Here is a 26,127-nt window from a genome sequence, read left to right as displayed (position 1 = left end):
GGCAAAGGAAACGCCCGCGGAACCGGGCGGGCTCCGCGGGCGTCAATTATCGGCTTGCAGGCTTACGATTTCGCCAGCTCGCTGTGGCGGATGCCGTAGCCGAGATAGATGACCAGCCCCAGCACCATCCAGGCGATGAAACGCCAGATGGTGATCATCGGCAGGCCGCCGAGCAGCTGGAACCTGCCATCGGCGAACCACGGCCAGCCGATGATCAGGAACAGCGAGAACAGCATGCCGGCCGGCGCCACCAGCCACAGCATCGGCGTGCGGAAGCGGCGCTGCACGTGCGGCTGGCGCACGCGCAGGATCAGCACCGAGCCGCAGATGATGATGAAGGCGGCGAGCGTGCCGATGTTGACCAGCTCGGCCACCTCGCCGATCGGCAGGAAGCCGGCGACCAGCGCGGTGAACACGCCCAGGATCATCGTCGGGCGCGCCGGCGTGCCGTACTTCGGATGCACCTGGGCGAACCACTTCGGCAGCAGGCCGTCGCGCGACAGCGCGAACCAGATGCGTGCCGCGCCGAGCATGAAGGCGAACATCACGCTGGTGATGCCGGCGATCGCGGCGATCGAGATGATCGCGCGCACCCAGTGCAGGCCCAGTGCCTTGAATGCGGCGTCCACCGGCGCGGCGCCGGCCAGCTCGGTGTACGGCACCATGCCGGTGAGCACCAGCGACACCGCCAGGTACAGCGCCATCGACACCGCCAGCGACAGCAGCACCGCGCGCGGCAGGTCGCGCTGCGGGTTCTTCGACTCCTCCGCCGCGGTGGTCAGCGTGTCGTAGCCGAACACGGCGAAGAACACCACGCTGGAGGCGGCCAGCACGCCACCCCATCCGAAGGTGCTGACGCCGTCCTTGATCACCGTGGGCGGAACGAACGGATGCCAGTTGGCGGTGTTGACGTAGAACGCGCCCACGCCGATCACCAGCGCCACGCCGATCACCTTGATGGTGACGATGGCGGTGTTGGCGCGCGCGCCCCACTCGGTTTTCACCGTGAGCATCCACGCGATCAGCAGGGTGATCGCCGCGGCGATCACGTTGAATACGTGGCCGTTGTCCGGATGGTGCGGGTCGTAGGCACCCTGCGCCCATACCGGCAGGGTGACGCCGAACAACTGCTCGACCAGCGCCTGCACGTAGCCCGACCAGCCAATCGCCACCACACCGACGATCAGCGCGTACTCGACCAGCAGGTCCCAGCCGATGATCCAGGCGAACAGTTCGCCCAGCACGGCGTAGCCGTAGGTGTAGGCGCTGCCGGTGACCGGGATCATCCCAGCGAACTCGGCGTAGGCCAGCGCGGCACAGGCACTGCCCAGCCCGGCGATGATGAAGCTGAGTACCACGGCGGGGCCGGCATTGGCCGCCGCCTGCTGCCCGGCGAGCACGAACACGCCCACGCCGATGATCGCGCCCACACCGATCGCGGTGAGCTGCCACAGACCCAGCACGCGGCGGAAATCACCACGCGAGCCCGCTTCGGACTGCAACTGCTCGATCGACTTGTGCCGAACCAGCTTGGCAAGAAAACCCATCATGTATCCCCTTGATACCGACGCACAACAGCCGGTGACTATAGCAACCCATTCCGTGAATTTCTTCACTGAAGACTAACGAAATCAGATATTTAGACGGCTATACGGCCAAACGTTAGAAGCTCATGCCGGCCCGACGACAGGCTTGTGGGACGCATCGCCACCGGTGCGCGAGACCCAGGCCAGCGCCACCGCGCTGAGCCCGAACACCGCCGCGAACACCACCCCGACCGGCGTACCCGGCAGCGCGAACCAGCCGCCGACCAGCGGCGGCGCAAGCGCCAGCGCAAGCACGCGAAGCCCCTCCAGCCACATCGCTGCCGGCCGCCCTTCCCACCACGCACCGAGCACGGTGAGGCTGAGCGCGATCACCAGCGCGTAGCCAACCAACAGGCCGAGCCCAGCCTGCGCGGCCAGCCCCAGGAAGTGCGTGGTCATGCCCAGCAGCAGCGCGAACTGCACCAGGCCGTAGGCGGTGCGTGCGCGCGACAGCGGCGGGTCGAACCGTTCGCGGCCGATGTCGAAGGCCTGCTTCGGATAGCGCGCCGCCACATCCGCCGGCCGCCAGCCCGGCGGCCGGAACCAGATCTGCAGCCGGTCGCGCCAGCGCGTCGCACGCCGCGCGTCCTGCCAGGTGGCCCAGTACACCTCCAGGTTCGCCCACAGCGGATTAAAGCTGCGCAGCGGCGCGCGTGTGCCGTACACCGGACGATCCACCTCGTCCTCCTCGACGAAGGTGCCGAACAGCCGATCCCACAGGATCAGGATGCCGCCGTAGTTGTGGTCCAGGTAGCGGTCGTTCACTGCGTGATGGGCGCGGTGGTTGGACGGCGAGCAGAACACCCGGTCGAACCAGCCAAGCTTGCCGACCTGCTCGGTGTGCACCCAGAACTGGTACAGCAGGTCGATCAACGCGATCGCCACGAACACGCTGACGGGGTAGCCGATCAGCGCCATCGGCAGGTAGAACAGCCAGCCCAGCAGGCCGCCGGTGGCGGTCTGCCGCAGCGCGGTGGAGAGGTTGTAGTCCTCGCTCTGGTGGTGCACCACGTGGGCGGCCCAGAGGATGTTCACCTCGTGCCCCATGCGATGCAGCCAGTAATAGAGGAAGTCGTACAGCAGCAGGCCGCTGACCCACACCCACCATGCGTCGGCCGGCAATGCGAACAGCGCCACGCGCTCCACGCACCAGGCGTACACGCCCACCGTGAGCACCTTGAGGAACACCCCGGCCAGTTGCGAGATCACCCCCAGCCCGATGCTGGTGACCGCGTCGTTGCCACGATAGGCGCGACGCCCCCGCAGCTTCGCCACCAGCAGCTCGACGCCGATCAGCGCGAAGAACACCGGCGTGGCGAAAGTGATGACGGTCTCGGCGGAGATCATCGCGTCGCTCCGTCGGATCGGTGGCGGTCGTCCGGGACACGGTCGGTGGGCGATCGGCGCATGGGGGTTTCCGTCATGGTCTGTCCGCGATCATAGCCAAGGCGGATGCCGGACAACCCCGGGTGTCGAAATCGGCACCGACGAATCGTCGCCCTGTTGCCTACGACCACCGTGCAGGCCCAAGGCGCGCAGGCGCGAGCGGTTACGAATTCACGCTTTTTCGGTGCATGACTGACGACACGCATATGTAAACTGATTGGTGTGGTATTGTCCCGCCCCGCTTCCCGCCCCTACTCCAGGTAGCCATCTTGTCCCGCCAACCCGCTCTGCCAGCGTCCCGCCCGCTCGCCCGCAGCCTGCAATTTCTTGCGCTGACGGCCATCTCCCTCTGGCTCGCCGGCTGCGCGGTCGGCCCGGACTACCGGCGCCCCGACGCACCGGCGGTCGATCGCTTTACCCACGATGCCCTGCCCGCGGCCACCGCGACGGCCGATGCTGCCGATGGCGATGCACAGCGCTTCCTCGCCGGGCGCGACGTGCCCGAGTACTGGTGGGCCACGTTCGGCAGCGCAGAGCTGGACCGGCGCGTGCAGCAGGCGCTCGCGCACAGTCCCACGATCGCCTCGGCCCAGGCCGCCCTGCGCCAGGCCCAGGAGAACGCCCGCGCCGCGGGCGGTGCTTTGTTCCCGTCAGTCGACGCCTCCGCCGGCGCCACCCGCGAGAAGCAGTCCGCCGCCGCCTCGGGCGTGCCGGGAGGGGCCGGTCCGTTCACCCTGTACAACGCCTCGGTCAGCGTCGGCTACACGCTGGACCTGTTCGGCGGCGTGCGTCGCGGCATTGAGGCGCAGCAGGCGCAGGCGGATTACCAGCAGGCGCAACGGGACTCCACCTACCTCACTCTGGCCGGCAACGTGGTGACCGCCTCGCTGCAGGAGGCTTCGCTGCGCGAGCAGGTGCGCGCCACCGCGCAGATCGTCGACTGGCAGCGCAAGACGCTGGACATCGCCGAGCAACAGCAGCAGATCGGCGCCCGCTCGCTGTCCGACACGCTGGCCGTGCGCGCGCAGCTGGCCGCCACCGAGGCCACGCTGCCGCCGCTGCGCGCCCAGCTCGCCGCCGTGCGCAACCGCCTGGCCACCTACCTCGGCAGCACGCCGGCGCAGTTCGACGCCGCGCCGCTGGCACTGGACGACGTGCGCCTGCCGCAGGACATCCCGGTGAGCCTGCCCTCGCAGCTGGTCGACCAGCGTCCGGATATCCGCGCCGCCTCGGCCCTGCTGCATGCCGCCTCGGCCCAGGTCGGCGTGGCCACCGCGAACATGCTGCCGCAGGTCACCCTGTCCGGCAGCGTCGGCTCGCAGGCGCTCAGCGGCGGCGATCTGTTCTCCGCCGGCACCCGCGCCTGGTCGCTGGGCCTGGGGCTGACCCAGCCGCTGTTCCGCGGGGGCGAGTTGCTGCACCGCAAGCGCGCCGCCCAGGCCGGGCTCGACAAGGCCGATGCCGACTGGCAGCAGACCGTGCTGACCGCCTTCCAGAACGTCGCCGACGCGCTGCAGGCACTTCAGTACGACGCCCAGACCCTGGCCGCCCAGGCCACCGCCGAGCAGGCGGCATCGAAGCGGCTCGAGCTCACCCGCGAGCAGTACCGCATCGGCGCCACCAATTATCTGAACCTGCTCGACGCCGAACGCAGCTACCAGCAGGCGCATATCACCCTGATCCAGGCACGCGCCGCGCGCCTGTCCGACACCGCCGCGCTGTACACCGCGCTCGGCGGCGGCTGGCGCCGAGACGCCGCCGCGCCGACGGCGGCCACCGCTTCCCCTTCCAACGTTTCCCGATAAGGAGTTCGCGCATGACCTCGCGCGCAGACAAGAAGCCCAGCACGACCAAGCGGATGATCTGGGTGATCCTGGGCACGCTCGCCCTGATCGCCGTGATCGTCGGCGCCAAGGTGCTGCTGGTGGTCAGGATGATCCACTCCATGCCCAAGCCGGGGCCGGTCACCGTGAGCACGGTGAAGGCCAGCGAGCAGGACTGGCAGCCCTCGATCAATGCGGTCGGCAGCCTGCGTGCGGCCAACGGCGCCGACCTCGCCACCGAGGTGGCCGGACTGGTCACCGACGTGCATCTCAAGTCCGGCCAGGACGTGAAGAAGGGCCAGCTGCTGGTGCAGCTGCGTGACGGCGACGAAGTGGCCCAGTTGCAGCAGCTGCAGGCCAATGCCCAGCTGGCGAAGCTCACCCTCGAGCGCGCCCGCAAGCAGCTCGCGGCCCAGGCGATCAGTCAGGCCGACTTCGACACCGCGCAGGCCGACTACAAGGCCCGCCTGGCCGCGGTGGCGCAGCAGCAGGTAGTGATCGCCAAGAAACAGTTGCACGCGCCGTTCGACGGCCGCGCCGGCATCATCACCATCAGCCCGGGCGACTACCTGGCCGCCGGCACCCAAGTGGTGACGGTGCAACAGCTCGACCCGCTGTTCGTGGACTTCAACGTGCCGCAGGGCGAATTGGCCCGGCTGAAGGTAGGCCAGGCGGTGCGCCTGCACCTGGACGCCTGGCCGGACCGCACCTTCTCGGGCCGGCTCAGCGCGATCAACCCCAAGGTCGACACCAGCACCCGCAACGTGCAGGTGGAAGCGACCGTGCCCAACCACGACAACACGCTGACCCCCGGCATGTTCGCCAAGCTCACCGTGGACGTCGGCCAGCAGCGCCGGCAGCTCACGCTGCCGCAGGCGGCGATCGTCTACAACCCCTACGGCGACACCGTCTACGTGGTGCGTCCGGCCAAGGGCAAGGACGAACAGGGCAAGCCGAATGCGCCGACGGTCAAGCAGGCCTTCGTCACCACCGGTGACACCCGCGGCGACCAGGTGGCGATCCTCAAGGGCATCAGCGCCGGCACCGAGGTGGTGACCAGCGGCCAGATGAAGCTCAAGAACGACGCCACCATCACCGTCGACAACAGCGTGCAGCCGGCCGACTCCGCGCAGCCCACGCCGCAGGAGCAATAGGGTCCGCCCGCCGCCACCCAGCTGGTCGCGCCGCGGCCCTTTGCCCGCAATCGTTGGCATCGCGAGGACGATGTATGCCTTTAATGAATCAACCATCCACGCATCCCCGGGGGCAAAGGCCCCCGGCCCCGAGGGTTGCTCCGCAGCGCCCGCCAGCCGGCGGTGCGCACCTTGGCCATAGCGATGCTATGGCGCTGCGGCGCGCGCCTTGTCTGACAGACGCTGCGAAGACAACGCGATTCACCCGGATGACTGCGAGCGGACCCTACGCCCCATGAAATTCACCGACCTGTTCATCAACAAGCCGGTCCTGGCGATCGTCGTCAGCCTGCTGATCCTGGTGCTCGGCCTGAAGGCCGTCACCAGCCTCACGGTGCGCCAGTACCCGGAAACCGAGAACGCCACCGTCACCGTCACCACCGCCTACTACGGCGCCGACGCGCAGACCATGGCGGGCTTCATCACCCAGCCGCTGGAGCAGGCGATCTCGCAGGCGCAGGGCATCGACTACCTGTCCTCCACCAGCGTGCAGGGCGTGTCGACCATCACCGCCACGCTGCGCCTGAACTACGACGCCAACCGCGCCCTCACCGAAATCACCACCCAGGTGAATTCGGTGAAGAACCAGCTGCCGCCGCAGGCCCAGCAGCCGGTGCTCACGGTGCAGACCGGCGAGACGGTCGATGCGATGTACATGGGCTTCTACAGCGACGTGCTGCCCACCAACAACATCACCGACTACCTCTCGCGCGTGGTCAAACCGAAGCTGGATTCGATCCCCGGCGTGCAGACCGCCGAGCTGCTGGGCGCGCGCAACTTCGCCCTGCGCGCCTGGCTCGACCCGGCCCGGATGGCGGCGCACGGCGTCACCGCCGCCGACGTCAACAACGCGCTGGCCGCCAACAACTACCTGGCCGCGGTCGGCTCGTCGAAGGGCCAGGCGGTTACCGTCGACCTCACCGCCGACAGCGACCTGCACACGGTCGAGCAGTTCAAGCAACTGGCGGTCAAGCAGGTCAACGGCGCCATCGTGCGGCTGGAGGACGTGGCCAAGGTGACGCTGGGCTCGGACAGCTACGACTTCAACGTGGCGTTCAGCGGCAAGCGCTCGGTGTTCATCGGCATCAAGGTGGCGCCGGATGCCAACGTGCTCGACGTGGCCAAGCAGGTGCGCGAGGCGTTCCCGGAGATCCAGCACCAGCTGCCCAGCGGCCTGACCGGCGAGATCGTCTACGACGGCACCGAGTTCGTGAACAGCTCGATCGACGAGGTGATCAAGACCCTGGTCGAGGCGCTGGTGATCGTCACGCTGGTGATCTTCCTGTTCCTCGGCAGCCTGCGCGCGGTGATCATCCCGGTGATCGCGATGCCGCTGTCGCTGGTTGGCACTTTCTTCGTGATGCTGGCGCTGGGCTACTCGATCAACCTGCTGACCCTGCTCGCCCTGGTGCTGGCGATCGGCCTGGTGGTGGACGACGCGATCATCGTGGTGGAGAACGTCGACCGCCACATGAAGGAGGAGCACAAGACCCCGCTGCAGTCGGCCCTGCTGGCCGCACGCGAGCTGGGCGGGCCGATCCTGGCGATGACCGTGGTGCTGATCGCGGTGTACGTGCCGATCGGCTTCCAGAAGGGCCTCACCGGCGCGCTGTTCACCGAGTTCGCGTTCACCCTGGCCGGTGCGGTCACGGTGTCGGCCGTGGTGGCGCTGACGCTGTCGCCGATGATGTGCGCCACGTTCTTCCGCGGCGACCAGGACGAAGGCCGCTTCGTGAAGTTCATCGACCACCAGTTCGAGCGCGTGCAGAACGCCTACAAGCGCCTGCTGCACGGCACCTTGTCGACCTGGTCGGTGGTGGTGGTGATGTCCATCCTGTTGGCATTGGCGACGGTCGCGCTGGGCATGACCGCGCAGTCGCAGCTGGCGCCGGAGGAGGACCAGGGCATCGTCGCCGGCCAGATCGTCGGCGCGCCGAACGCCACCGCGCAGCAGATGAACGTGTACGCCGAGCAGATGTATGCGGCGGCGAAAAAGCTGCCGGAGTACGAGCAGATGTTCCAGCTCACCGGCGTGCCGACCACCAACCAGGGCATCGGCGGCGTGCTGTTCAAGCCATGGGACCAGCGCAGCCGCAGCGCCCACGAGTTGCAGCAGGAGCTGCAGGCCGCATGGAACGGCATCGCCGGCGCCAAGGTGGCGGCGTTCCAGTTCCCGCCGCTGCCGGGCGCCTCGGGCCTGCCGATCCAGATGGTGATCACCACCACCGAGCCGTTCCAGAACCTCAACGAGGTGGCCAGCGAAGTGCTGGCCAAGGCCCAGGCCAGCGGCAAGTTCTACTTCATCGATTCGGACCTGAAGGTGGACAAGCCCCAGGCCACGGTGTCGTTCGACCGCGACATGATCACCTCGCTGGGCCTGACCCAGAAGGACGTCGGTGCCTCGCTGGGCGCGGCGCTCGGCGGCGGCTACGTCAACTACTTCTCGATCTCCGGCCGTTCGTACCGGGTGATCCCGCAGGTGTTGCAGGTCGACCGGCTCAATCCGCACCAGGTGCTGGACTACTACCTCAACACCCCGAACGGCCAGGTGATCCAGGCCTCCACCGTGGCGAGCATCAAGCACTCGGTCGTGCCGCGCTCGCTCAACCACTTCCAGCAGCTGAACTCGGCGACCATCTCCGGCGTGTCCGGCATGTCGCAGGGCGATGCGTTGGCCTACCTGAGCGGCCTGGTGAAGGAGGTCGCGCCGACCGGCTACACGGTGGATTACGCCGGCCAGTCGCGGCAGTTCGAGAAGGAGTCGGGCGGTTTCGGCGGCACCCTGCTGTTCGCGGTGATCATCGTGTTCCTGGCGCTGGCCGCGCAGTTCAACAGCCTGCGCGACCCGATCGTGATCCTGGTGTCGGTGCCGCTGGCGCTGTTCGGCGCGCTGATCTTCGTCAACCTGTTCACCAGCCTCAACATCTACACCGAAGTGGGCCTGGTGACGCTGATGGGCCTGATCTCCAAGCACGGCATCCTGATGGTGGAGTTCGCCAACCACTCGCAGCTGGCCGGCATGGGCAAGCGCGAGGCGATCGAACATGCCGCCGCGGTGCGCCTGCGCCCGATCCTGATGACCACCGCAGCGATGGTGCTGGGCGTGGTGCCGCTGGTGATCGCCTCCGGCGCCGGTGCGGCGGGCCGCTTCAACATGGGCCTGGTGATCTCCACCGGCCTGGCGATCGGCACCCTGTTCACCCTGTTCGTGGTGCCGGCGTTCTACATGCTGCTGTCCACCGACCACCACGCGGACCAGGCGAAGGAAGAAGAGCCGCCGCTGCTGGAGGCCTGAGTCATCCGGCGACATCGCCGTTGGGAAGGCAAAAGGCGCGGGCAACCGCGCCTTTTGCTTTATCGGGCGCGCGCGAGCGGACGTCGATTGACCGGCCGGCCCGCTCCACCGACCATCCGGGAACACGTCCCGCACAAGGGGTGCTCAGGGACGTGTCACCAAGGGGAAAGACATGCTTGCAGAGTACAAGCGCACCACCAACATCGGCGTCGGCCTGGGCCTCATCGGCTCGATCATCGGCCGCGTGCTGATGGAGTCGGGTAGCGAAGGTCTCGGTGTCCTGATCGCGCTGGTGGGGCTCGGCGTGTTCATCTGGGGATGCAGCCAGTACGCGAAGGCAAAGGGCCACTCGCCACTATGGGGCGCCCTCGGGATCCTCAGCCTGATCGGTCTGCTGGTGCTGTTCTTCCTGCCCGACCGGCACAAGGAGGCAGCTGCCTGAGGCCGGCTCCTTTCGCTGCCGGGAGCCAAGCGCCAGCTCCGGCACCATGCCGGTGATGGCGACAGCGGAGGGTACGGAAACCCGCGCCCTCCACCCGCTCTCCCCAACCACCCGCAGGTCCTCGACCCGCGGACGAGGTGACCTATCTCCCATGACCGACATCACCTTCACCGCCGACGAGCGCGCGATCTTGGTGCGCAGGATCCAGGGTTACTTCAGTGAGGAGCTGAAACAACGCATCGGCCAGTTCGACGCGGAGTTCCTGCTCGATTTCATCGGCCAGGAAATCGGCGCGTACTTCTACAACCGCGGCCTGTACGACGCCCATACCCTGCTCGGCCAGAAGCTGGACGACCTGCAGGACGCGATCCTGCAGCTGGAACGGCCGACCGAGTTCAGTCGCTAGCGGCCGGCCCCTTCGCGCGCCGCCTCTTGACCCGGGGCCTCGACCGGGCGCACTAATCCGCGTCGATCGCCCCTGCGCTCCTGGAGGATGGCCCGTGAACAAGCCCCCGATGTGGTTCTACGTCGTCGCCACCGCCGCCCTGCTGTGGAACCTGGCCGGATGTGCGGCCTTTATCGCAGATCTCCACTTGAGTCCCGAGGACATCGCCAAGCTGCCCGACGCGCAGCAGATGCTCTATCGGGAACGCCCGTTGTGGGCCGTCGCTGCCACCGGCATCGCCGTCGTCGGCGGCGCAGTCGGCTGCCTCGGCCTGTTGCTGCGCAAGCGCTGGGCGACCGGCCTGCTGATCGCCTCCCTGCTCGGGGTGCTGGCGCAGGATGTCGGCCTGTTCATCATGCTCGAGAACCTGAAGGCGGCGAACCCGGTGGCCCCGCTGCTGCAGGGCGCGGTGCTGCTGGTGGCGATCGGCCTGGTGCCGCTGGCGGGCCTGGCCAGTGCACGCGGCTGGCTGCGATGAAGCCCAAGGGTGAAGGGGGCAGTGCCGCCAACACACGCAGCAGGCGCTTGCTGGTCGCGCTCCTTTGCATAGGCATGCCGGGTGCCGCATCCGCCGGCGCCGGGACGTATTCCTGCGGTGCCAGCCAGCCGATTCCGGCCAGCCTGGATCGGCTCCTCGACGCCCAGGGCGTCGAGCCCACCGATCGACTGGTCGCACTGGCCGACCTGGATGGTGACGGACGGAGAGATGCCCTTGTATACCTGCACGGCAGTGACTGGTGCGGCAGCGGTGGCTGCACGCTGCTGGTGCTTCGGAACCTCGGGAAGACATGGCGACAGGTCTCGCGGATCACGGTCACGCGCCCACCCATTCGCCTGCTGGACCAACGTCACAAGGGCTGGCACGCCCTGACCGTGCACGTGGCAGGTGGAGGCAGTTCCCCACAGGACGTCACGCTCGAATTCGATGGGCATCGCTACCCAGGCAATCCGACCACCCTGCAGACAACACCGACGATGATCGGACCAGGAAGAGTCCTTATCGACGCAGGGCCCGATGGCTCGCCGCGATGTGGACGCTAAACACTGCGATCATGGCACGCGATCCGGCGCCTTCCGCACCGACCATGCGATCAGCCCGATCGCCGGATAGTAGCTGCCGAGTATCCACAGCGTGGCCAACGGCAAGGCATGACGGAAGCGATCCCAGGCGATCAGGCTGTCGCTGACCATGAACAGCAGGGCGCCGAGTGCGGCGATGCGCGATGGCAGTGCCCGCGCATCGCCGGTGGACGCGTGTTGCCAGGCGCGCCCCACGGCCTGCCCCGCCATGGTGGCCAGCACCAGCGCGTAGACGACCACCGGCACACGCAGCGGCGCGGCCACGTGGGACCACAGCAGCCACAACAGGCCGCACGCGGCGAGCAGGCAGGCCAGCAGCCCGAGTGGCCGAATGGCGAAGCGGCTATCGTCCAACCATGCGGCGAGGAAGGCGACGTGCCCGAGCAGGAACGCCGCCAGCCCGGGCACGAACAAATTGCCCGGCAGCATCAGCAGTACATCGCCAAGCAGGGCGAAACCCAGACCGGCCAGCACGCGTCGGCGATAGCGCAGCGACAACGGCGGCCTCGCGCGCCAGGCCATCGCCAGGATCAGCACCGTCGCCAGCGGCTTGCAGATCCAGTGCAGCCAGCGCCAGCCGTCGGCGGTATCCGGTGCGGCCAGCAGTGCACCGAGGATGGCGGCGATGGCCGCGAGTGCGCCGGCCATCGCCGGCCAGGATCGGATCATGCGTGGCGCGGACGCGGGACGAGCTGCATGCATGCCGGGTATCCGTGTGGCGGGGCCTGCCGATCATAGTGACGCAACGGCTGGCCCCGGGGTTCGTTGCGTTGCCGGCGAGCGCAGATACACCCCCCGGCGGTATCGCGCGACCGCAGAATCACCTCGGCGAATCAACTCCAGCTGCGCCGTGCCTGCTGCCGCTCGCGCCACCGGCCATGGTTGCATCGGCGCGCAGCGCCGGCCCACCAGCGTTGGCGGAATAACCATCGTCCAGCGTGCGGAGGAAGGCTAAGACCTCGGCGATCTCCTGCGCGTCCAGCGCTGGCGGGTCGCGCGGGCGGCGGTCCATCGGTGCATCGGCATGGTCGACGTTGCCGCGATCGCGTGGCGGCAGATCGTCGTAGGCGACTGCTTTGCCATGCACTACCGGATACCACCGGCGCGGGTCGGTGTCGCGCTGCACGTAGAACGCCACCACGTCGCGGAGCGAGTGGAACACGCCGTTGTGGAAGAACACCCGCCGGGTGGCCACATTGCGCAGCGTCGGCGTCTTGAACATGCCGCAGTAGCGCGCCTGCCCGCGCAGGTCGCGGCGATAGGGTCCGCACAGGCCGAGATCGACGTGATGCGGATCGCGGTTGGCCGGGATCGCCGGATTGCGCGGCACACCCAGCGCGGCGTAGGCGAAGTCGGTGAAGGGCGCGGGACGGCCCCCCGGCCCCGGCACGTCGATATGGCAGGACGCGCAGTTGCCCTTGCGCGGATTGTTGAACAGCGCGTAGCCGCGCAGCTCCTGCGCGGTGAAGCGGGCGTGGCCGGACATCACCGCGTCGAACTTGCTGGTGTAGGGATGGAAGCTCGGGTCCTCGCGCTGGAACGCCGCCAGTGCCGCGCCGACGTCGGCAAACGCCTGCGCCGGATGGGCGAACACATCGGCGCCGAAGACCTGGCGGAACATCGCAGCATGCGGACCGTCGCGCACCGCCGCGACGACGGTCTGCGGATCGGCATTGGCCATCTCGTTGCGGTCCAGCAGTGGGATCGCCGCCTGCTGCTGGCGCGAAGCAGCGCGGCCATCGCGGGTGAAACCGCCGCGCGGGCCTTCGTACTCGGCATCCTCCGAGCCCGGCGTGAAGGCATCGAGGCTGAACAGCGGCGTGTGATCGAGGTAACGCAGCGAGGGCACGGCACGGGTGCCGGGGCGATCGAGGTGTAGTCCACCCAGCTGCACGGCGCGCCCGTTCGGCGGGCCGTAGGCATGCGCGAGGCTGTGGCAGCTGGCGCAGGACATCCGCTTCGAGGCGGACAGAGTGGTATCGAAGAAGAGCCTTTTGCCGAGCTCGGCCTGCGGACTCAGATGGTCGGCTATCGATGGATAACGCACCCACTGGCGGATCGCCGCGTCGGCCGGCGTAGTGTCCACCGGACGGCGCGCGGCGACGACCGACCAACCGCCGCCGACGCACGCGATCACCGCCGCCACCGCGAGGGCAACGACGGCACGCGGACCGAGCCAGGTGTCGGAGAAACAGCGCATCGCGGGCCAGCCGACGGCGGAGTGTCGCCGTCGGTCGTTCGGATCAGAACTGGAACATCGACATCAGGTCACCCACCGCCGGCCCGTTGATCGGCTGGTACGGCTTGGCGGGCGTCACGACCGGGTTGGGCATGTTGTCGCGGCTTCGCGGCGACAGCGGCGACAGGCGCCAGTTGCGCTCGATGAATTTCAGGATCGAGGCGTGATCCTGGTAGGCATGGTCCACCACGCCCTTGCGCGCATAGGGCGACACGGCGAGCATCGAGATGCGCGGGCCGTCGCCGAAGAAATCCACGCTCTGGATGTAGCCGGTGTCGAAGTGGCCGCCGCCTTCGTCGGTGGTGATCAGGATCGCGGTATGCGCCCACAACTCGGGATCGGCCTGCACCTTGGCCAGCAGGGTCTTGAGGAAGGCCTCGTAGCTGGCCGGCGCGGAGTAGCCCGGGTGTCCGCTGTCGAGGTTCTTCGGCACCACGAAGGACACTGCCGGCAGGGTGTGGTGGGCGATGTCGGCGTCGAACGTGGCCAGGCCGGCCAGGCCGGACTTCAGCGCCGGGTCACCCATCACCTTGGCCGACGCCGCCAACGGATCGCCGATGTTGTTGTACTGGAGCATCTGCGCCCTGGCGACCGGCACGTGGTACGCGGCGGCTTCGGCGGCGACGTCGGCCGCATCGCGCCCGCCGGTGTACCACTTCCAGCTCACGCCCTTTTGCGCCAGCGCCTCGGCGATGGTCGGAACGGTCTGCGGCGGGTAGTTGTAGTTGTCCGGGCCGATCGGCTGCGGCTTGCCGTCCATGTCGTAGCCGGGGTTGTAGTTGTTCACCAGGTAGTAGGTGTCCGGCGCGCACTTGCTGGGGATGTGGCGCTCGGCGAGGAAGGCCAGGATCGGCGCCACGCCCGGTTGCTTCGGGTCGGCGCAGTTCACGTACGAGCCGCCCTCGTAGCCGTCGCGGGTGTAGAAGTTGGCCGTGCCCGGCATCGGCTCCGGATTCTCGATCTGGTTGGCCGGCGGCATCGCCGGTTTGCCGTCGCGGTTGAAGAACGGCACGTCGGCGGTGGCGATGGCGAAGAAGTTGTCGCCGGTGCCGCCCATGATCGACTGGTGGTAGTTGTCGCTCAGCGCGTACTGCTTCGCCAGCGCGTCGAACAGCGGCGCATCGCCGGCGGACATGTTCATGAAGCCCATCAGCTCGCCGCCCTGTGCCGGGTTGGCCGGGCTCACGCCCTTGGTATCGCCGCCCTGCCCGGTGCTGTCGGCCACCCAGGTGAACATGTCCAGCCGGTGGTTGTCGCCGCCGGTCTGCTGCCACATCTGGAAGAAGCGGTGCACCGGGTCGCCGGTGCGCACTGCCGCGTCCAGGCCGCTCTTGTCGGCATTGATGTAGGGCACGTAGCGGGTGATCTGGAACGGACCGTTCGGCAGGTCGGCGGGAAAGCGCTTGTCGGGCAGGCCGCCGGCGGCCTGGAAGGTCACCGGGTTCATCTCGCCGATCTGTTGCGGCTGCGGCAGCGTGGCGTACGGAGCGGCGCGCTCGGGCTGCAGGGTGTAGCCGGTTTGCAGCTTGCCCTGGCTCTGCGCGGCCAGCGCGAAGTGCGGACCCGGCGTGCCGTCGGCGTTGATGATGCCCTCGGAGAGCAGGTTCTCCACCGTCTGCCCCTTCGGCGGCGCGTAACCGCCGAACAGGCCGTCGAAGGTCTGGTTCTCGCCGATCACCACGATCACGTGCCGGATCGGCGTGGTGGTCGGACCGTTCGCCAGCGCCAGCGCCGAGGTCGCCGCCGTCGTCGGCACGACGGCGGAGAGCGCGCCGTGCGCGGGGATCGACACCACCGCGCGGTCGGCATCGCTGCCGACGCTGACCGCGCCCGCGGGCAGGTCGAAGTGCACCACGGAGAGCAGCCGGGCCAGCGGCGTGTCGGCGCCGACCTGGAAGTCCGCCGCAGCAGCCGGGTCCGCCGCCTGCGCAGCGGGCACCTGGAACGCGGTATAGAGCGGCGCCAGCACGCCGGCGACCTCCTTCGCGGCGGTGGTGACGCGGGCGTGGGTCAGCCCGGCCATCTGCGCTGCCGCGGGTGCGCCCTGAGGCACGCCGGCCAACGCGCGCTGGGCGACCAGCGTGGTGACCGGACTGATGTTCACCACCGCCTGCGCCTGCCCGGTCGTCGGGACGAAAGCCGCCGACCAGGTGACTGGTGCGCCATCGCCGCCGGCCGCCGGCACGGTGAGCACGAACGGACCGCTGCCTTCGACCACCAGCGAGTAATGACCGCGTGCATTGGTCACCGCGGACACGGTGTGCCGGCCGGCATGATCGGTGACCGTGACCGGCACGCCTGCCACCGGCACTGCGCCGCCGACCACGCCATCGAGCGTGACGTGGACCTTGCCGGTCGTGGACGGCGTGTCGTGGTGGCACGCGGTGAGTGCAAGCATCAGGGCCAGCGGCAGCAGACGACGTTTCATCGGAAATCTCGATAGACGCATGAAGCCGTCGCGCAGGCCGTGACCGCCGACGGGGAGGTTGGGAATGCGGACAGGCTTGCGCAGCGATGTGACAACGGTGTTCCAACGCGCCGCGTCCGCCGCCATGCATGCAGGCGGCGGACGCGGCGACGGTCATCAGAACTTTGCGCTGACGTTGAAGAACACCTGGCGCGGCGCACCGGCCTGCAGGGTCTGGTTGTAGCCGTTGGGGTCGGCTGCGACATAGCCGTTGGTGCCGGTGGTGGCGAAGTAGTGCTTGCCGGTCAGGTTGGTCACATTGAGCGCCAGGCGCAGGTCGCTCAGGCCCGCCATCGCGCCGAAGTCGTAGCTCGCGCCGGCGTTGAACAGCCAGTACGAGGGCACGAACGAGTCATTGGTGTAGGTGATGTAGCGCTTGCCGGTGAACTTGCCGTCGACGGTGAAGTTCCAGCCGCCCACGCCATAGCTCAGGCCCGAGGTGAACATCCAGCTGGGGATGCCGACCACGTACTTGCCCTTGGTCGCGACCACGCCGCCGTTGAGGTAGTCGTCCTGGTACTTGGTGCTGCCGTAGGACAGCGTGTTGAGCCAGCGCATGCCGTCCAGCGGGCGCCAGATCAGCGACAGGTCGACGCCGCGGCTGTCCACGCTGCCGACGTTGTTGAGCTGGCTGGCGCAGGTCTGCACGGCCGAGCACGGCGTGGTCTGCAGCAGGCGGTTGGTGAAGCGCGTGTAGTACAGGTCGGCCGCCGCTTCATAGGTGGCGCCGCGCACGCGGTAGCCCGCTTCCAGCGTCTGCGAGCCTTCCGGCTTGAGCGTGCCCTTGCTGGCGTCGAACGCCGCCTGCGAGGTGGAGAACGGCAGCGCGCCATAGGCGTTGATGTTCTTGCTGTACGAGGCGTAGACGTCCTGGAAGTCGTCGATGCGGTAGTCCACGCCGGCCTGCGGCAGGAAGCCGTCGCTGGCCTTGATGCTTCCCTGCGCGTAGGCACCGGTCGGCACCCGCGAGGCCGAGGTGGTGGTGGAGCGCAGCGACTTGGCGCCGAAATTCACGGTCAGCCGGCCGTCCATCAGGTGCAGGGTGTCCTCGGCGTAGACCATCCGCGTGTTGTAGGTGTAGTGCTGCAGGAAAGCGCGGTAGAACGGCGTCTGCCCGTCGTAGATGGTCCACAGGCCGGTGTAGGCGCCGGCGAGGTTGAAATAGTTGCGCTCGATGTTGTTCTTCGAGTTTTCGCCCCACACGCCCACTTCGATGTCGTTGTTGCCCAGCGTGTACTGCACCGAGCTGGTCAGGCCGTAGCGGTCCAGGCCGTAGTCGGTGGTGCGCAGGGCCAGTGGCACGCCGGTAGCCGGCGACGGCGTGTACGGCGTGGTCCACTGACCTTCGCCGCGGTCGCCGTGATAGTAGGTGCCCAGGTTCCAGGTCAGGTTCTCGCCGAGGGTGAAGCTGCCGCTGAGCCCGGCCAGGTTGTCGTGGCGGATGCCGCCGCCGGCGTAGTAGTTGGCGTCCAGCCAGTCGTAGTCGGCGGGCAGGCCGGCCAGCTCGCTCGGGTAGCCGTTGGCCACGCCGTTGTATTGGCCGGTGGCCTGGTAGGCGGTCGCCGCCTGCACCGCCTTGCTCCAGTCCGGCTGGTAGTAGTCGAAGTTCCAGCCCAGCACGCGCTGGCTCGTCAGCGACAGGTCCTGGTAGTCGTATTCCTTGCGCTTGGAGCTGTCGACGAACAGGCTGATGCGGTTGCCCTCGCCCCACTGGTAGACCGACTTCAGGTTGACCTGGTTGGAGCGCTGCGAACCGTAGCCCTTCCACTTGTCGGTGTTGGCGTGGTTGTAGGACACGTACGTGGACAGGCCGTGGAAATCGCCGGTATCCAGGCGCACGTAGGTGCGGCGGGTGTTGTCCGAGCCGATCGCCTGGTCGACGCGCGCGCCGGCCTTCGCCTCCGGATCGGCGGAGTAGAACTGAACGGTGCCACCGAGGTTGGAACTGGACGGCGTGCCCAGCGCGCCGGCGCCCTGCGCCAGCTGCACCGAGGCGATGTTGTCCGAGCTGATCGCGCGGGTCACCTGCAGGCCGTTGGTGACGCCGTAGGCCATGTTGCCCAGCGGGATATTGTCCAGCGTGAAGCCGAGGCGGCTCTGGTCGAAGCCGTGCAGGCTGATCGTGGTGGACCACTCGTAGGCACCCCAGGGATCGGACGACTGGAAGTTCACGCCGGGCAGCTCGTTGAGCACCTTCAGCGCGCTGGTGCCGGGCGTGGCGGCCTTGATGTCCTCGCTGCCGATGGTCTGCACCTGGCGCGTTTCGCCGGTGGCGACCACCGAGATCGTCTGCAGCTGCTTGGCGTTGTCGGCGGCCGGCGCATCGGCCGGTGCGGCGACGGGGGCATCGGCGGCGAAGACGTTGCCATGCAGGACGGCGAACAGGGCCAGCGCGAGGCCGGTGCGGCGTAGCGGAAAGCGGGAAGACATGCGTAGGCATCCTCGGCGCGCAGGTCCGGGGACCTGCCGCCAACTTGGGAGATGGGGGTGAACGACCGCCGCCGTGGGGCGGATCGCGGGAAGCATGGGCGCCGCCCGTGAAGATTCGTTTACATCCGTGTGTACGCAAGAACGGACGTCTAAACACAACTGTCACATGGCGGCTCGCGCCGCGCGCGATCAGCGCGTGTCCACCGCCTCGCGACCCAGCGCCGGGTCGTCGGTGAAGAAGGCATCGATGCCGGCGGCCAGATAGACCTTGAGCTCGGCGACCATGCCGCGGGCGCTGAGCGTGTTCGGGTGGTCGCCCTCCCAGAACGCCTTCGCCAGGAAGGTGTTTTCCGGGCGGAAGGTGTAGGCGTGCACCTCCAGCCCCACCGCGTGCGCATTGCGGACCAGCGCGGTGGGGCTGCCCAGTTGGCCATCGGCGGTGTACGGAATGATCGCCTGGTAGCCGGGCCCGATCGCATCGGCATAGCGGGCGATCGCCGCGAGCCCGGCTGGCGTGATCATCTGTGCATAGGTGAGTTCGCCGCCGGCGGCGAGCACGTCGCCGGGGCGCACATCCGGGTCGTCGATCAGCTGCAGCAGGCGGATGTTCGGATGTGCGTGGCCGAGTTTCCCGCGCAGATACTTCAGGTTGCCGATCTCGAACGACTGGATCTCCACCGGTGCGCTGCGCGTGTATGCGTGCGCCTCCAGCGTGGCGAACAGCTTGTCCTCCATCGGCAGGCCGATGCCGCGGAACCAGGTACCGTGCTTGATCTCCGGGATCAGCCCGATCGGGCGACCCAGCGCGGCCGACTCGGCGGCGGTGAAATCGATGATCTCGTCCAGCGTGGGGATCTGGAACTGGCCGTCGTATGCGGTGCCGCGCAGCTCCGGCAGGCGTTCGCGGGCGCGCAGGGTCTTCAACTCGGCGAGGGTGAAGTCCTCGGTGAACCAGTCGGTGACGCGATGGCCGTCGATGACCCGGGTGGTCCGACGGCCGGCGAACTCCGGATGATCGGCCACGTCGGTGGTGCCGCCGATGGCGTTCTCGTGGCGGGCCACCATCACACCGTCCCGGGTCATCACTAGGTCCGGCTCGATGAAATCGGCGCCGTCGGCAATCGCCCGGGCGTAGGAGGCCAGGGTGTGCTCCGGCCGCAACGCACTGGCGCCGCGATGGCCGATCACCAGGACCCGCTTGGCCAACGGCGGTTCGGCGCCATGGAGCACGCTGGACATCGAGAGCATCCCGAGCAGAAAGACACGAAGGACTGGGCGGTGCATCGGCGCGACTCCGGCGGCAGACACGCCTTGTACCCGGCGTACCTTACCGCCGCATGGCAAGTGGCCGCGAGGCTGCGGCTTCAGATGGATCCCACGGCGGTCTATCGCCCACACGATCGCCCACCAAAGCCACGAAGGCGATCGCCCAGGCGAGCGAAGCCACCCAGGGGCCGGCCGGCGGCGTGATCCATCCGGCGAAGCCACGCCGGTAGAGCACCGGCTGCAGACCGCTGGCCGGCAGCAGGATCTGCATCAGCGCGGAGCCGGCGTACTCGGCGATGGCGTTGACGCCGGAACGACGGCCCAGCGCAGGCCAGCCGCGCCGATCGATCAGTACGTGGCAGGCCAGCAGGGCGAGCATTGCCCAGCCGGCGGTCCACAGCACGAAAGTTGGCGTCCCCAGGTTCTTGTTGGACGGCATCGCCGCCGAGCCCAGCCAACCGGCGGCGAGCAGCACCGCACCGGCTACCAGCAGGGTCCGACGCGATCCGGCGCGCCGCCAGGTGCCGACGCAGAAACCGAGCAGGGTGCTGGCGACGGAATGCAAGGTGCTGAGCAGGCCCTCCGGATCGTGCACCTGGCCGGTGATCGCATGGCGGTCCCATACGTAGCGGCCGAACAGGGCACCATCGACCCGGTCGACCGGGTTTTCCCACCTGGCCAGGCCGTCAAGGTGCAGCAGCAAGCCGTAGCCGGCGAGCAGGCCGATCAGTGAGACCCACCGGGCCCGGCGCGGTGTGTGGATGGCCAGCACCACGGCGACCGCGAAGCAGACGCCGATCCGCTGCGATACGCCGGGCCAGCGCATGTCGCGGCGGGGCGGCAGCCAGGCCGCCAACAGGTTGATCGCCACGCCCAGCGGCACGATCCGCAGCGCGTGCCAACCCCATCCGCAGCAGCGAGGCAAGCGCGTCGCCGCGCGCCAGCCGGTGCCCGAGCGACAGCGCGATCGACACGCCGACGATGAACAGGAAGAACGGGAAGATCAGGTCGGTCGGCGTGCTGCCTTTCCACTCGGCATGCTCCGGCGGCCAGCACACGTGGCCCCGTCGCCGGGATCGTCGACCAGCGGCATCGCGGCAACGGTGGGGCCGCGCAGGGCGTCGACCGAAGCGAGCCTGGCGGAGGCAGGCGACCGGGCCGGCCCTGGCCGGGTCAGTCATCGCGTGGCGTCCAACAGTTGCACCCGGTCGAAGACATACAGCGGGCCGTCGGTCGGCGCGGTCAGCGCGAAGCACAGCGTGTGGCGTCCCGGCGGCGGCGTGATCGCCGCGTTGAACGTCAGTGTGCGCGGCGCGCGCGACGGGTCCGGCAGGGTCCATTGGTTCAGCACGTCGCCATCGCAGCGGTCCAGATACACCACCAGCTCGCCGAACGGCGTGGCATGCGGACGCTGCACCACCAGCTTGGCCTCGTGCGCCAGCGCGTAGTTGTTGGGCAGGCGCTGCAGCACGACGTGCAGGCCGTGGATGCCGTCCAGCGGTGCATCGGTCCATTGCTGGCAACGGTTGAACAGCGGCAGCTCGTACACCGGCGACAGCGAGGTGACGTCGGGCAGCGGCTGCACGCGCAGGCGGAACGGGCTGCCCGGACAGTTCGCCAGCGACGTGGTGCCGCGGGTGAGCAACGCGGCGCGGTCGATCACGCGGCCGCGCGGCGCACCGAGCACGCTGCCATCGGCAGCGTAGGCTGCGGCGCGCACGGTCACCGGCAAGCTGACCTCGAACGGGGCGGTGTAGACCGACGCGTGCGCATCGGGAGCGCTGCCGTCGACGGTGTAGCGCAACGTACCGTACTTGGCCTGGTTGGACAGCGTCACGCGGGTGCGACCTGAAGCCAGTGCGGCATCGGCGTCCACGTCGATGTCCGGTGCGAAGGCACTGTCGGCATAACCGATGCCGGCCGCGCGGTAGCGGGCCAGCTGCGCCGGGAGGCGGGCGAGGAAGTCGCGCCAGTCGCGACGGGCCGGCGCGGTCCAGGTCGCCTCCGCCAGCGCGTCCAGCCGCGGGAACACCGCGTGCTCGACGTGGGCGAAGCTCGGCATGTGCTCGGTCCACACGTTGGCCTGCGCACCCAGCACGTAGGTCGCTTCGGTCGCATCCAGCTGCTTGGGCACCGGCTCGAAGGCGTAGATGTCGGCGAGCGACTTCACCGGGATGCGACCGGTGGTCTCGTCGGCGCGGTCGCTCTGCAACTGGTCGAAGTACAGGTCCGGCGCCGGCGACAGGATCACGTCGTGCCCCTTGCCCGCCGCCTCCACGGCCCCCTTGCTGCCACGCCAGGACATCACCACCGCGTCGCCGGGTACGCCGCCTTCGAGAATCTCGTCCCAGCCGATCATGCGGCGGCCGTGGGCGCCGAGGTAGGTACCGAGCTGGTTCATGAACCAGCTCTGCAGCCCGTCGTCACTGGCCAGGCCGAGGCGCTTGCGCTGGGCCTGCACCGTCGGCGAGGCCTGCCACTGGTCCTTCACCGCCTCGTCGCCGCCCAGGTGGATGTAGTGCGAGGGAAACAGCGCCATCACCTCGTCCAGCACGTGCTCCATGAAGCGCACGGTCGCTGGACTCGGGTTGTACAGCGTGGTGTTGACCCCCCAGTCGACCGACACCTTCGGCCGCTTGCCGGTGACGCCCAGGCGCGGATACGAAGCCACCGCCGCGGTGGCATGGCCCGGCAGGTCGATCTCCGGCACCACGGTGATGTGGCGGGCCGCGGCGTAGGCGACCAGTGCGCGGATCTGCGCCCGCGTGTAGAAGCCGCCGTAACGCTTCGGCTCGCCGTCGTGGCCGGCGTCGGGCGGCGTGCGCCAGGCGCCGATGCGGGTGAACTCGGGATAGCGCTTGATCGGGATGCGCCAGCCCTGGTCGTCGACCAGATGCCAGTGCAGCACATTGAGCTTGTGCTCGGCCATCTGCTCGATCAGCGTGCGGATCTCGTCCGGCGTCTGCATGTGGCGCGCGGAGTCGAGCATCAGGCCACGCCAGGCGAAGCGCGGCGCGTCATCGATGGTCAGCGCCGGCAGCGGCGCGCCGGCCGGCACCGACGTGAGCACCTGCCACAGCGTGACTGCGCCGTAGAACAGGCCGGCGTCGGTGCGCGCGCGGATCTGCACGCCGTCCGGCGCGATCCGCAGGCGATAGCCCTCATCGGCGGCGATCGATCCGTCGCGCACGAAACGCACCGCGGCGACATGGCCATCTGTCGCCAATGGCAGCGCAAGTCCACGGCTGGCCTGCACCCTCTTTGCCAGCCATTGCGCGGCACCGGCAGCGGCCCGATCGCCGTCGGGTACGCCCAGCGCGTCACCGGAACGGAGCACGAAGCTGCCCGACGCGCGCTGCAGGGACGCGACCCGCGGGATCAGCGACAGCGGCGGCACGGCGCGGGTCGGCGGCGTCGCGGCGACCGAGGCGGCGGGACGGGTTGCGGTGGTCGGCGAGCACGCCGCCACGAGCGAACCGGCGACGACCAGGGCCAGGCGGATCAGGGTCGGACGGAGGGGCATCGATCACTCCTGCGACGGTGGCAACCGGCATGCTGCCACGCAGTTCAAAAAAAACGGGCCCGAAGATCGGACCCGCGGGGAGTAGAAAGAAACTCTTCTAAAGGGAGGCGGCCATCCATGGCCGGGGTCCTTCGCGACATCGGGGTCGAGGCGATGCCGCGCTGGACAGGTCAGAGCTTGAAGCGCAGGTTGAGGTAGTACTGCCGGCCATTCACGTAGAACGCGTACGGCTGCTTGCCGTAGACATCGTTCTTGGTGAAGTACTTCAGCTTCGGGTTGTTGAGGTTCATCGCATCGAGCGACAGCGACATGTAATCGGTCAGCTGCACACCGAACGAAGCCGCCAGGTTGCCGATGCCCTGCTGGAAGTAGGTGTCGGTGCGGCTTACGCCGGCGTAGAACTGCGAGCGGTAGGTGTAGCTGATGCGGGCGTTGAAGCGCTTGTTCTCGAAGTAGCCCGACACGTTGTAGGTGTTCTTCGAGGTGCCCTGCAGCGGCTTGTTGCCGCTGGCGTGACCGTCGGCATAGGTGTAGTTCGCCTGCACGCCGAAGTTGTCGCCGATCGGCTGGATGTAGTTGAGCTCCACGCCGCGGACCTGGCCGTTGACGTTCTTCGGTACGCTGATGAGGTAGTCCGAGTACACGTCGTGGCCGGCGGTCTGACTGGCCTGCATGTCCTTGAAGCTGCGTACCTCGTTGCCGAAGTTGATGTAGTCCTTCAGGTTCATCGCATAGACGCCCGCCGACAGCAGTCCGCGCGGAGCGAAGTACCACTCGACCGCCGCATCGAAGTTGGTCGAGATCAGCGGCCGGAGCTGCGGATTGCCGCCACTGCCGGTGTGGGTCAGGTCGTCGGCGGATACCGAGCCGGCCAGCGCCGAGTAGTCCGGACGGGTCATCGTCTGCGACGCAGCGAAGCGGGCCACCCATTGGTCGTCGAGGTTGAACTTCAGGTTGGCGCTCGGCAGGAACTTGCTGTAACTGTGGCGGTACGTGTTCCAGTAGTAGTCGCCGAAGGCCGAACCGGTGATCGGGCCGGTCACCGTGGAGGCCAGCGCGTCGGGAGCGGTGCTGGTGTAACCGATGTCTTCCTTGGTCTTGACGTAGCGCACGCCGACGTTGCCGCTGGCGATGCCGGACTCGAAGTTCAGCTGCGCATAGGCCGCCGTGTCCTTTTCCTGCACCTTGTAGATGTCGTTGAAGTAGAAGCGGCCGACCGGATCGCGGTTGGCGAACTTCGCATCGATCTGGGCCAATTGGCCCGGCGTGTAGTACCAGATATCCGTCGGGAAGCTGCCACCGACGGTGCTGTTGAAGTCGCCGGGGTAGTTCTGGTGATCGGTCGGATAGGCCGCCGGATTCTGCCAGTCGGATGCCCAGTTCGGACCCTGCGCCACCTCGAACGGGTTGCTGCGCTCGTGCTTGGCGTAGCGGGCACCGAACTGCAACGAGGTGAGCGCACCGTCGTCGAAGTCGAGCTCGCCGTCGAACTGTGCCCAGTCCTCCTTGTCCTTCACCTTGATGCCCTGGCCACCGAAGATCCAGCCGGCCTGCGGGTAGATGCCGGACGGCGAGCTGTTGTCGCCGCCCAGGGTCCAGTCGATCGGCTTGCCGATGCCGTTCATGTTCCAGCTGGAACCGGCGCCAACGGCCGTGCCGAGTTCGATCACGTCCTGCGTCGGACTCTGGCCCGTGCCACGGGTGGTACCGACCTGGCCCTTCAGGTCGAGGTGGTCGGTGACGCGCCAGTCGGCGTCGAGGGTGAGGTACTTCGACTCCGACGCGGCGCCGGGGCGGGAGATCTGGTCGTACACGCCGTAGGCGCCCGTGCCGCCGGCGATCGAACCGCTGGTGACCACGTTGTTCTGGATCGAGTTGGCGGTAAGTACGCCGCCGTTGGCCAGGGCGTTGCTGGCCCACATCATGTAGTTGCGGTTGTAGTTGTCGGCCTTGAGCTTGGAATAGAAGCCGCTCAGGTCGAGGGTGAGGTTGTCGGTCGGCTTGACCTCGAAGTCGATCACGCCGCCCTTGCGCTCGCGCTGCTGGGTGAACAGCACGGCACCGATCTCGTTCGGGTAGTAGACCGTCTGGCCGTTGACCGTGGTGGTGCCATAGCCGCCGACCACCTCCTGGCCGTTGCGCTGCAGGCTGCGCTTCTCGTAGAAGCCCTGCACCATCACGCCCATGGTATTGGCGTCGTTCTTCCAGTTGAACAGGCCACTGAACTGCGGCTTGGTGTCGCTGGGCAGGTCGGAGTAGACAGCGCCGATCGACGCCTCGGCGGTGACCGGCTTGGCGAACTCGAGCGGCTTGCGGGTGATGATGTCGACCGAACCGGCAGCGCCACCCTCGACAATGCTGGCTTCAGAGGTCTTGTGCACCACCACTTCGCTGACCACTTCGGACGGCAGCAGGCTGTAGCTGACGCTGCGGCCCACGGTCTGCACCTGGCTCAGCACGAACCAGTCTCCGGTGCCGATGGTGTGGCCGTTGACCAGGGTCTGGGTCAGGCTGGGCGCGGTGCCGCGCAGACTGACGCGGTCGCTTTCGTCGAAGCCGCCCTCGCTGGCGCTGGACGAGCTGATGTTCACGCCGGGCAGGCGCTGCAGCGTATCGGCCACGTTCTTGGCTGGCAGCTTGCCGATATCCTCGGCGGTGACGATCTCGACGTGCGAATTCGCATCCTTCTTCAGCGCGAGCGACTCGGCCTCGCTGTCACGGATGCCGGTGACGGTGATGGCAGCGAGCTGCTTCACCTTCTCTTTGTGCGTCGTGGTGTTCTGGTTGGCATCCTGCGCCTGCAGTGTTCCGCCGATGCACAGGCTGGCGATGATGCTCGCGGCTAACAGCGTCTTGCGATGTGACATGGTGTCCTCCCCTCAGAGCCATTCGGCGACGGTCCTCTAACGGGAAGCCGCGGCCGGTGAAGTTGCTGGGCTTGCGCCCGTTGAC

Annotated in this window: 17 protein-coding genes; 7 read left to right on the top strand and 10 right to left on the bottom strand. The window is 68.1% G+C overall.

The window, feature by feature from the left end:
• Nucleotides 1-62: 62 nt before the first annotated feature.
• Both NC595_RS02805 and NC595_RS02800 read right to left on the bottom strand, forming a co-directional pair.
• Nucleotides 63-1,547, bottom strand: coding sequence for an amino acid permease (locus tag NC595_RS02805; protein ID WP_253565685.1), 1,485 nt, complete (start codon nucleotides 1,545-1,547; stop codon nucleotides 63-65).
• A gap of 123 nt (nucleotides 1,548-1,670) precedes the next feature.
• Nucleotides 1,671-2,933 carry a sterol desaturase family protein gene (locus NC595_RS02800; RefSeq protein WP_253564755.1) on the bottom strand — a complete coding sequence of 421 codons (1,263 nt, stop codon included), beginning with the start codon at nucleotides 2,931-2,933 and terminating at the stop codon, nucleotides 1,671-1,673.
• A 308-nt stretch (nucleotides 2,934-3,241) separates the two neighbouring features.
• Between NC595_RS02800 and NC595_RS02795 the strand changes: the two genes are divergently transcribed.
• The 7 genes from NC595_RS02795 (at nucleotide 3,242) to NC595_RS02765 (ending at nucleotide 11,211) form a co-directional block, all read left to right on the top strand.
• Nucleotides 3,242-4,777, top strand: coding sequence for an efflux transporter outer membrane subunit (locus NC595_RS02795; RefSeq protein WP_253564754.1), 1,536 nt, complete (start codon nucleotides 3,242-3,244; stop codon nucleotides 4,775-4,777).
• 11 nt (nucleotides 4,778-4,788) lie between these two features.
• On the top strand, nucleotides 4,789-5,949 hold the full coding sequence (locus NC595_RS02790; RefSeq protein WP_253564753.1) for an efflux RND transporter periplasmic adaptor subunit: 1,161 nt from the start codon (nucleotides 4,789-4,791) through the stop codon (nucleotides 5,947-5,949).
• Nucleotides 5,950-6,223: 274 nt separating this feature from the next.
• On the top strand, nucleotides 6,224-9,283 hold the full coding sequence (locus NC595_RS02785; RefSeq protein ID WP_253564752.1) for an efflux RND transporter permease subunit: 3,060 nt from the start codon (nucleotides 6,224-6,226) through the stop codon (nucleotides 9,281-9,283).
• A gap of 172 nt (nucleotides 9,284-9,455) precedes the next feature.
• Complete coding sequence (locus NC595_RS02780) at nucleotides 9,456-9,725, top strand: hypothetical protein (protein WP_253564751.1); 270 nt, start codon at nucleotides 9,456-9,458, stop codon at nucleotides 9,723-9,725.
• A gap of 151 nt (nucleotides 9,726-9,876) precedes the next feature.
• Nucleotides 9,877-10,131 (top strand): DUF2164 domain-containing protein, encoded by a 255-nt coding sequence (locus NC595_RS02775; RefSeq protein WP_253564750.1) that lies wholly within the window; start codon nucleotides 9,877-9,879, stop codon nucleotides 10,129-10,131.
• Nucleotides 10,132-10,225: 94 nt separating this feature from the next.
• Nucleotides 10,226-10,648 carry a hypothetical protein gene (locus NC595_RS02770; RefSeq protein WP_253564749.1) on the top strand — a complete coding sequence of 141 codons (423 nt, stop codon included), beginning with the start codon at nucleotides 10,226-10,228 and terminating at the stop codon, nucleotides 10,646-10,648.
• Between the two features lie 47 nt (nucleotides 10,649-10,695).
• Nucleotides 10,696-11,211, top strand: a complete 516-nt coding sequence (locus tag NC595_RS02765; RefSeq protein WP_253564748.1) for a hypothetical protein — start codon at nucleotides 10,696-10,698, stop codon at nucleotides 11,209-11,211.
• A gap of 9 nt (nucleotides 11,212-11,220) precedes the next feature.
• Here the strand turns inward: NC595_RS02765 and NC595_RS02760 are convergent, their stop codons facing one another.
• The 8 genes from NC595_RS02760 to NC595_RS02725 form a co-directional block, all read right to left on the bottom strand.
• Complete coding sequence (locus NC595_RS02760; protein ID WP_253564747.1) at nucleotides 11,221-11,919, bottom strand: lysoplasmalogenase; 699 nt, start codon at nucleotides 11,917-11,919, stop codon at nucleotides 11,221-11,223.
• A gap of 151 nt (nucleotides 11,920-12,070) precedes the next feature.
• Nucleotides 12,071-13,450, bottom strand: coding sequence for a cytochrome-c peroxidase (locus tag NC595_RS02755; RefSeq protein ID WP_253564746.1), 1,380 nt, complete (start codon nucleotides 13,448-13,450; stop codon nucleotides 12,071-12,073).
• 43 nt (nucleotides 13,451-13,493) lie between these two features.
• Nucleotides 13,494-15,917: an alkaline phosphatase family protein gene (locus tag NC595_RS02750; protein ID WP_253564745.1), complete on the bottom strand. Its 2,424-nt coding sequence runs from the start codon at nucleotides 15,915-15,917 to the stop codon at nucleotides 13,494-13,496.
• A 156-nt stretch (nucleotides 15,918-16,073) separates the two neighbouring features.
• Entirely contained in the window at nucleotides 16,074-18,482 is a 2,409-nt protein-coding gene (locus tag NC595_RS02745; RefSeq protein ID WP_425493055.1) for a TonB-dependent receptor family protein, read from the bottom strand.
• Between the two features lie 93 nt (nucleotides 18,483-18,575).
• Nucleotides 18,576-19,625: a glycerophosphodiester phosphodiesterase gene (locus NC595_RS02740; RefSeq protein ID WP_253565684.1), complete on the bottom strand. Its 1,050-nt coding sequence runs from the start codon at nucleotides 19,623-19,625 to the stop codon at nucleotides 18,576-18,578.
• 88 nt (nucleotides 19,626-19,713) lie between these two features.
• Nucleotides 19,714-20,577, bottom strand: coding sequence for a DUF5009 domain-containing protein (locus NC595_RS02735; RefSeq protein ID WP_343214884.1), 864 nt, complete (start codon nucleotides 20,575-20,577; stop codon nucleotides 19,714-19,716).
• Nucleotides 20,578-20,829: 252 nt separating this feature from the next.
• Nucleotides 20,830-23,175 carry a beta-N-acetylhexosaminidase gene (locus NC595_RS02730; protein ID WP_253564743.1) on the bottom strand — a complete coding sequence of 782 codons (2,346 nt, stop codon included), beginning with the start codon at nucleotides 23,173-23,175 and terminating at the stop codon, nucleotides 20,830-20,832.
• 170 nt (nucleotides 23,176-23,345) lie between these two features.
• Nucleotides 23,346-26,042: a TonB-dependent receptor gene (locus NC595_RS02725; RefSeq protein ID WP_253564742.1), complete on the bottom strand. Its 2,697-nt coding sequence runs from the start codon at nucleotides 26,040-26,042 to the stop codon at nucleotides 23,346-23,348.
• Nucleotides 26,043-26,127: the final 85 nt, after the last annotated feature.

It is taken from the genome of Dyella lutea (assembly GCF_024158035.1).
GTDB classification, from domain to species: Bacteria; Pseudomonadota; Gammaproteobacteria; order Xanthomonadales; family Rhodanobacteraceae; genus Dyella_A; species Dyella_A lutea.
The sequence above is the reverse complement of the archived record's forward strand: the minus strand, read 5'-3'. Positions and strand labels throughout refer to the sequence as shown.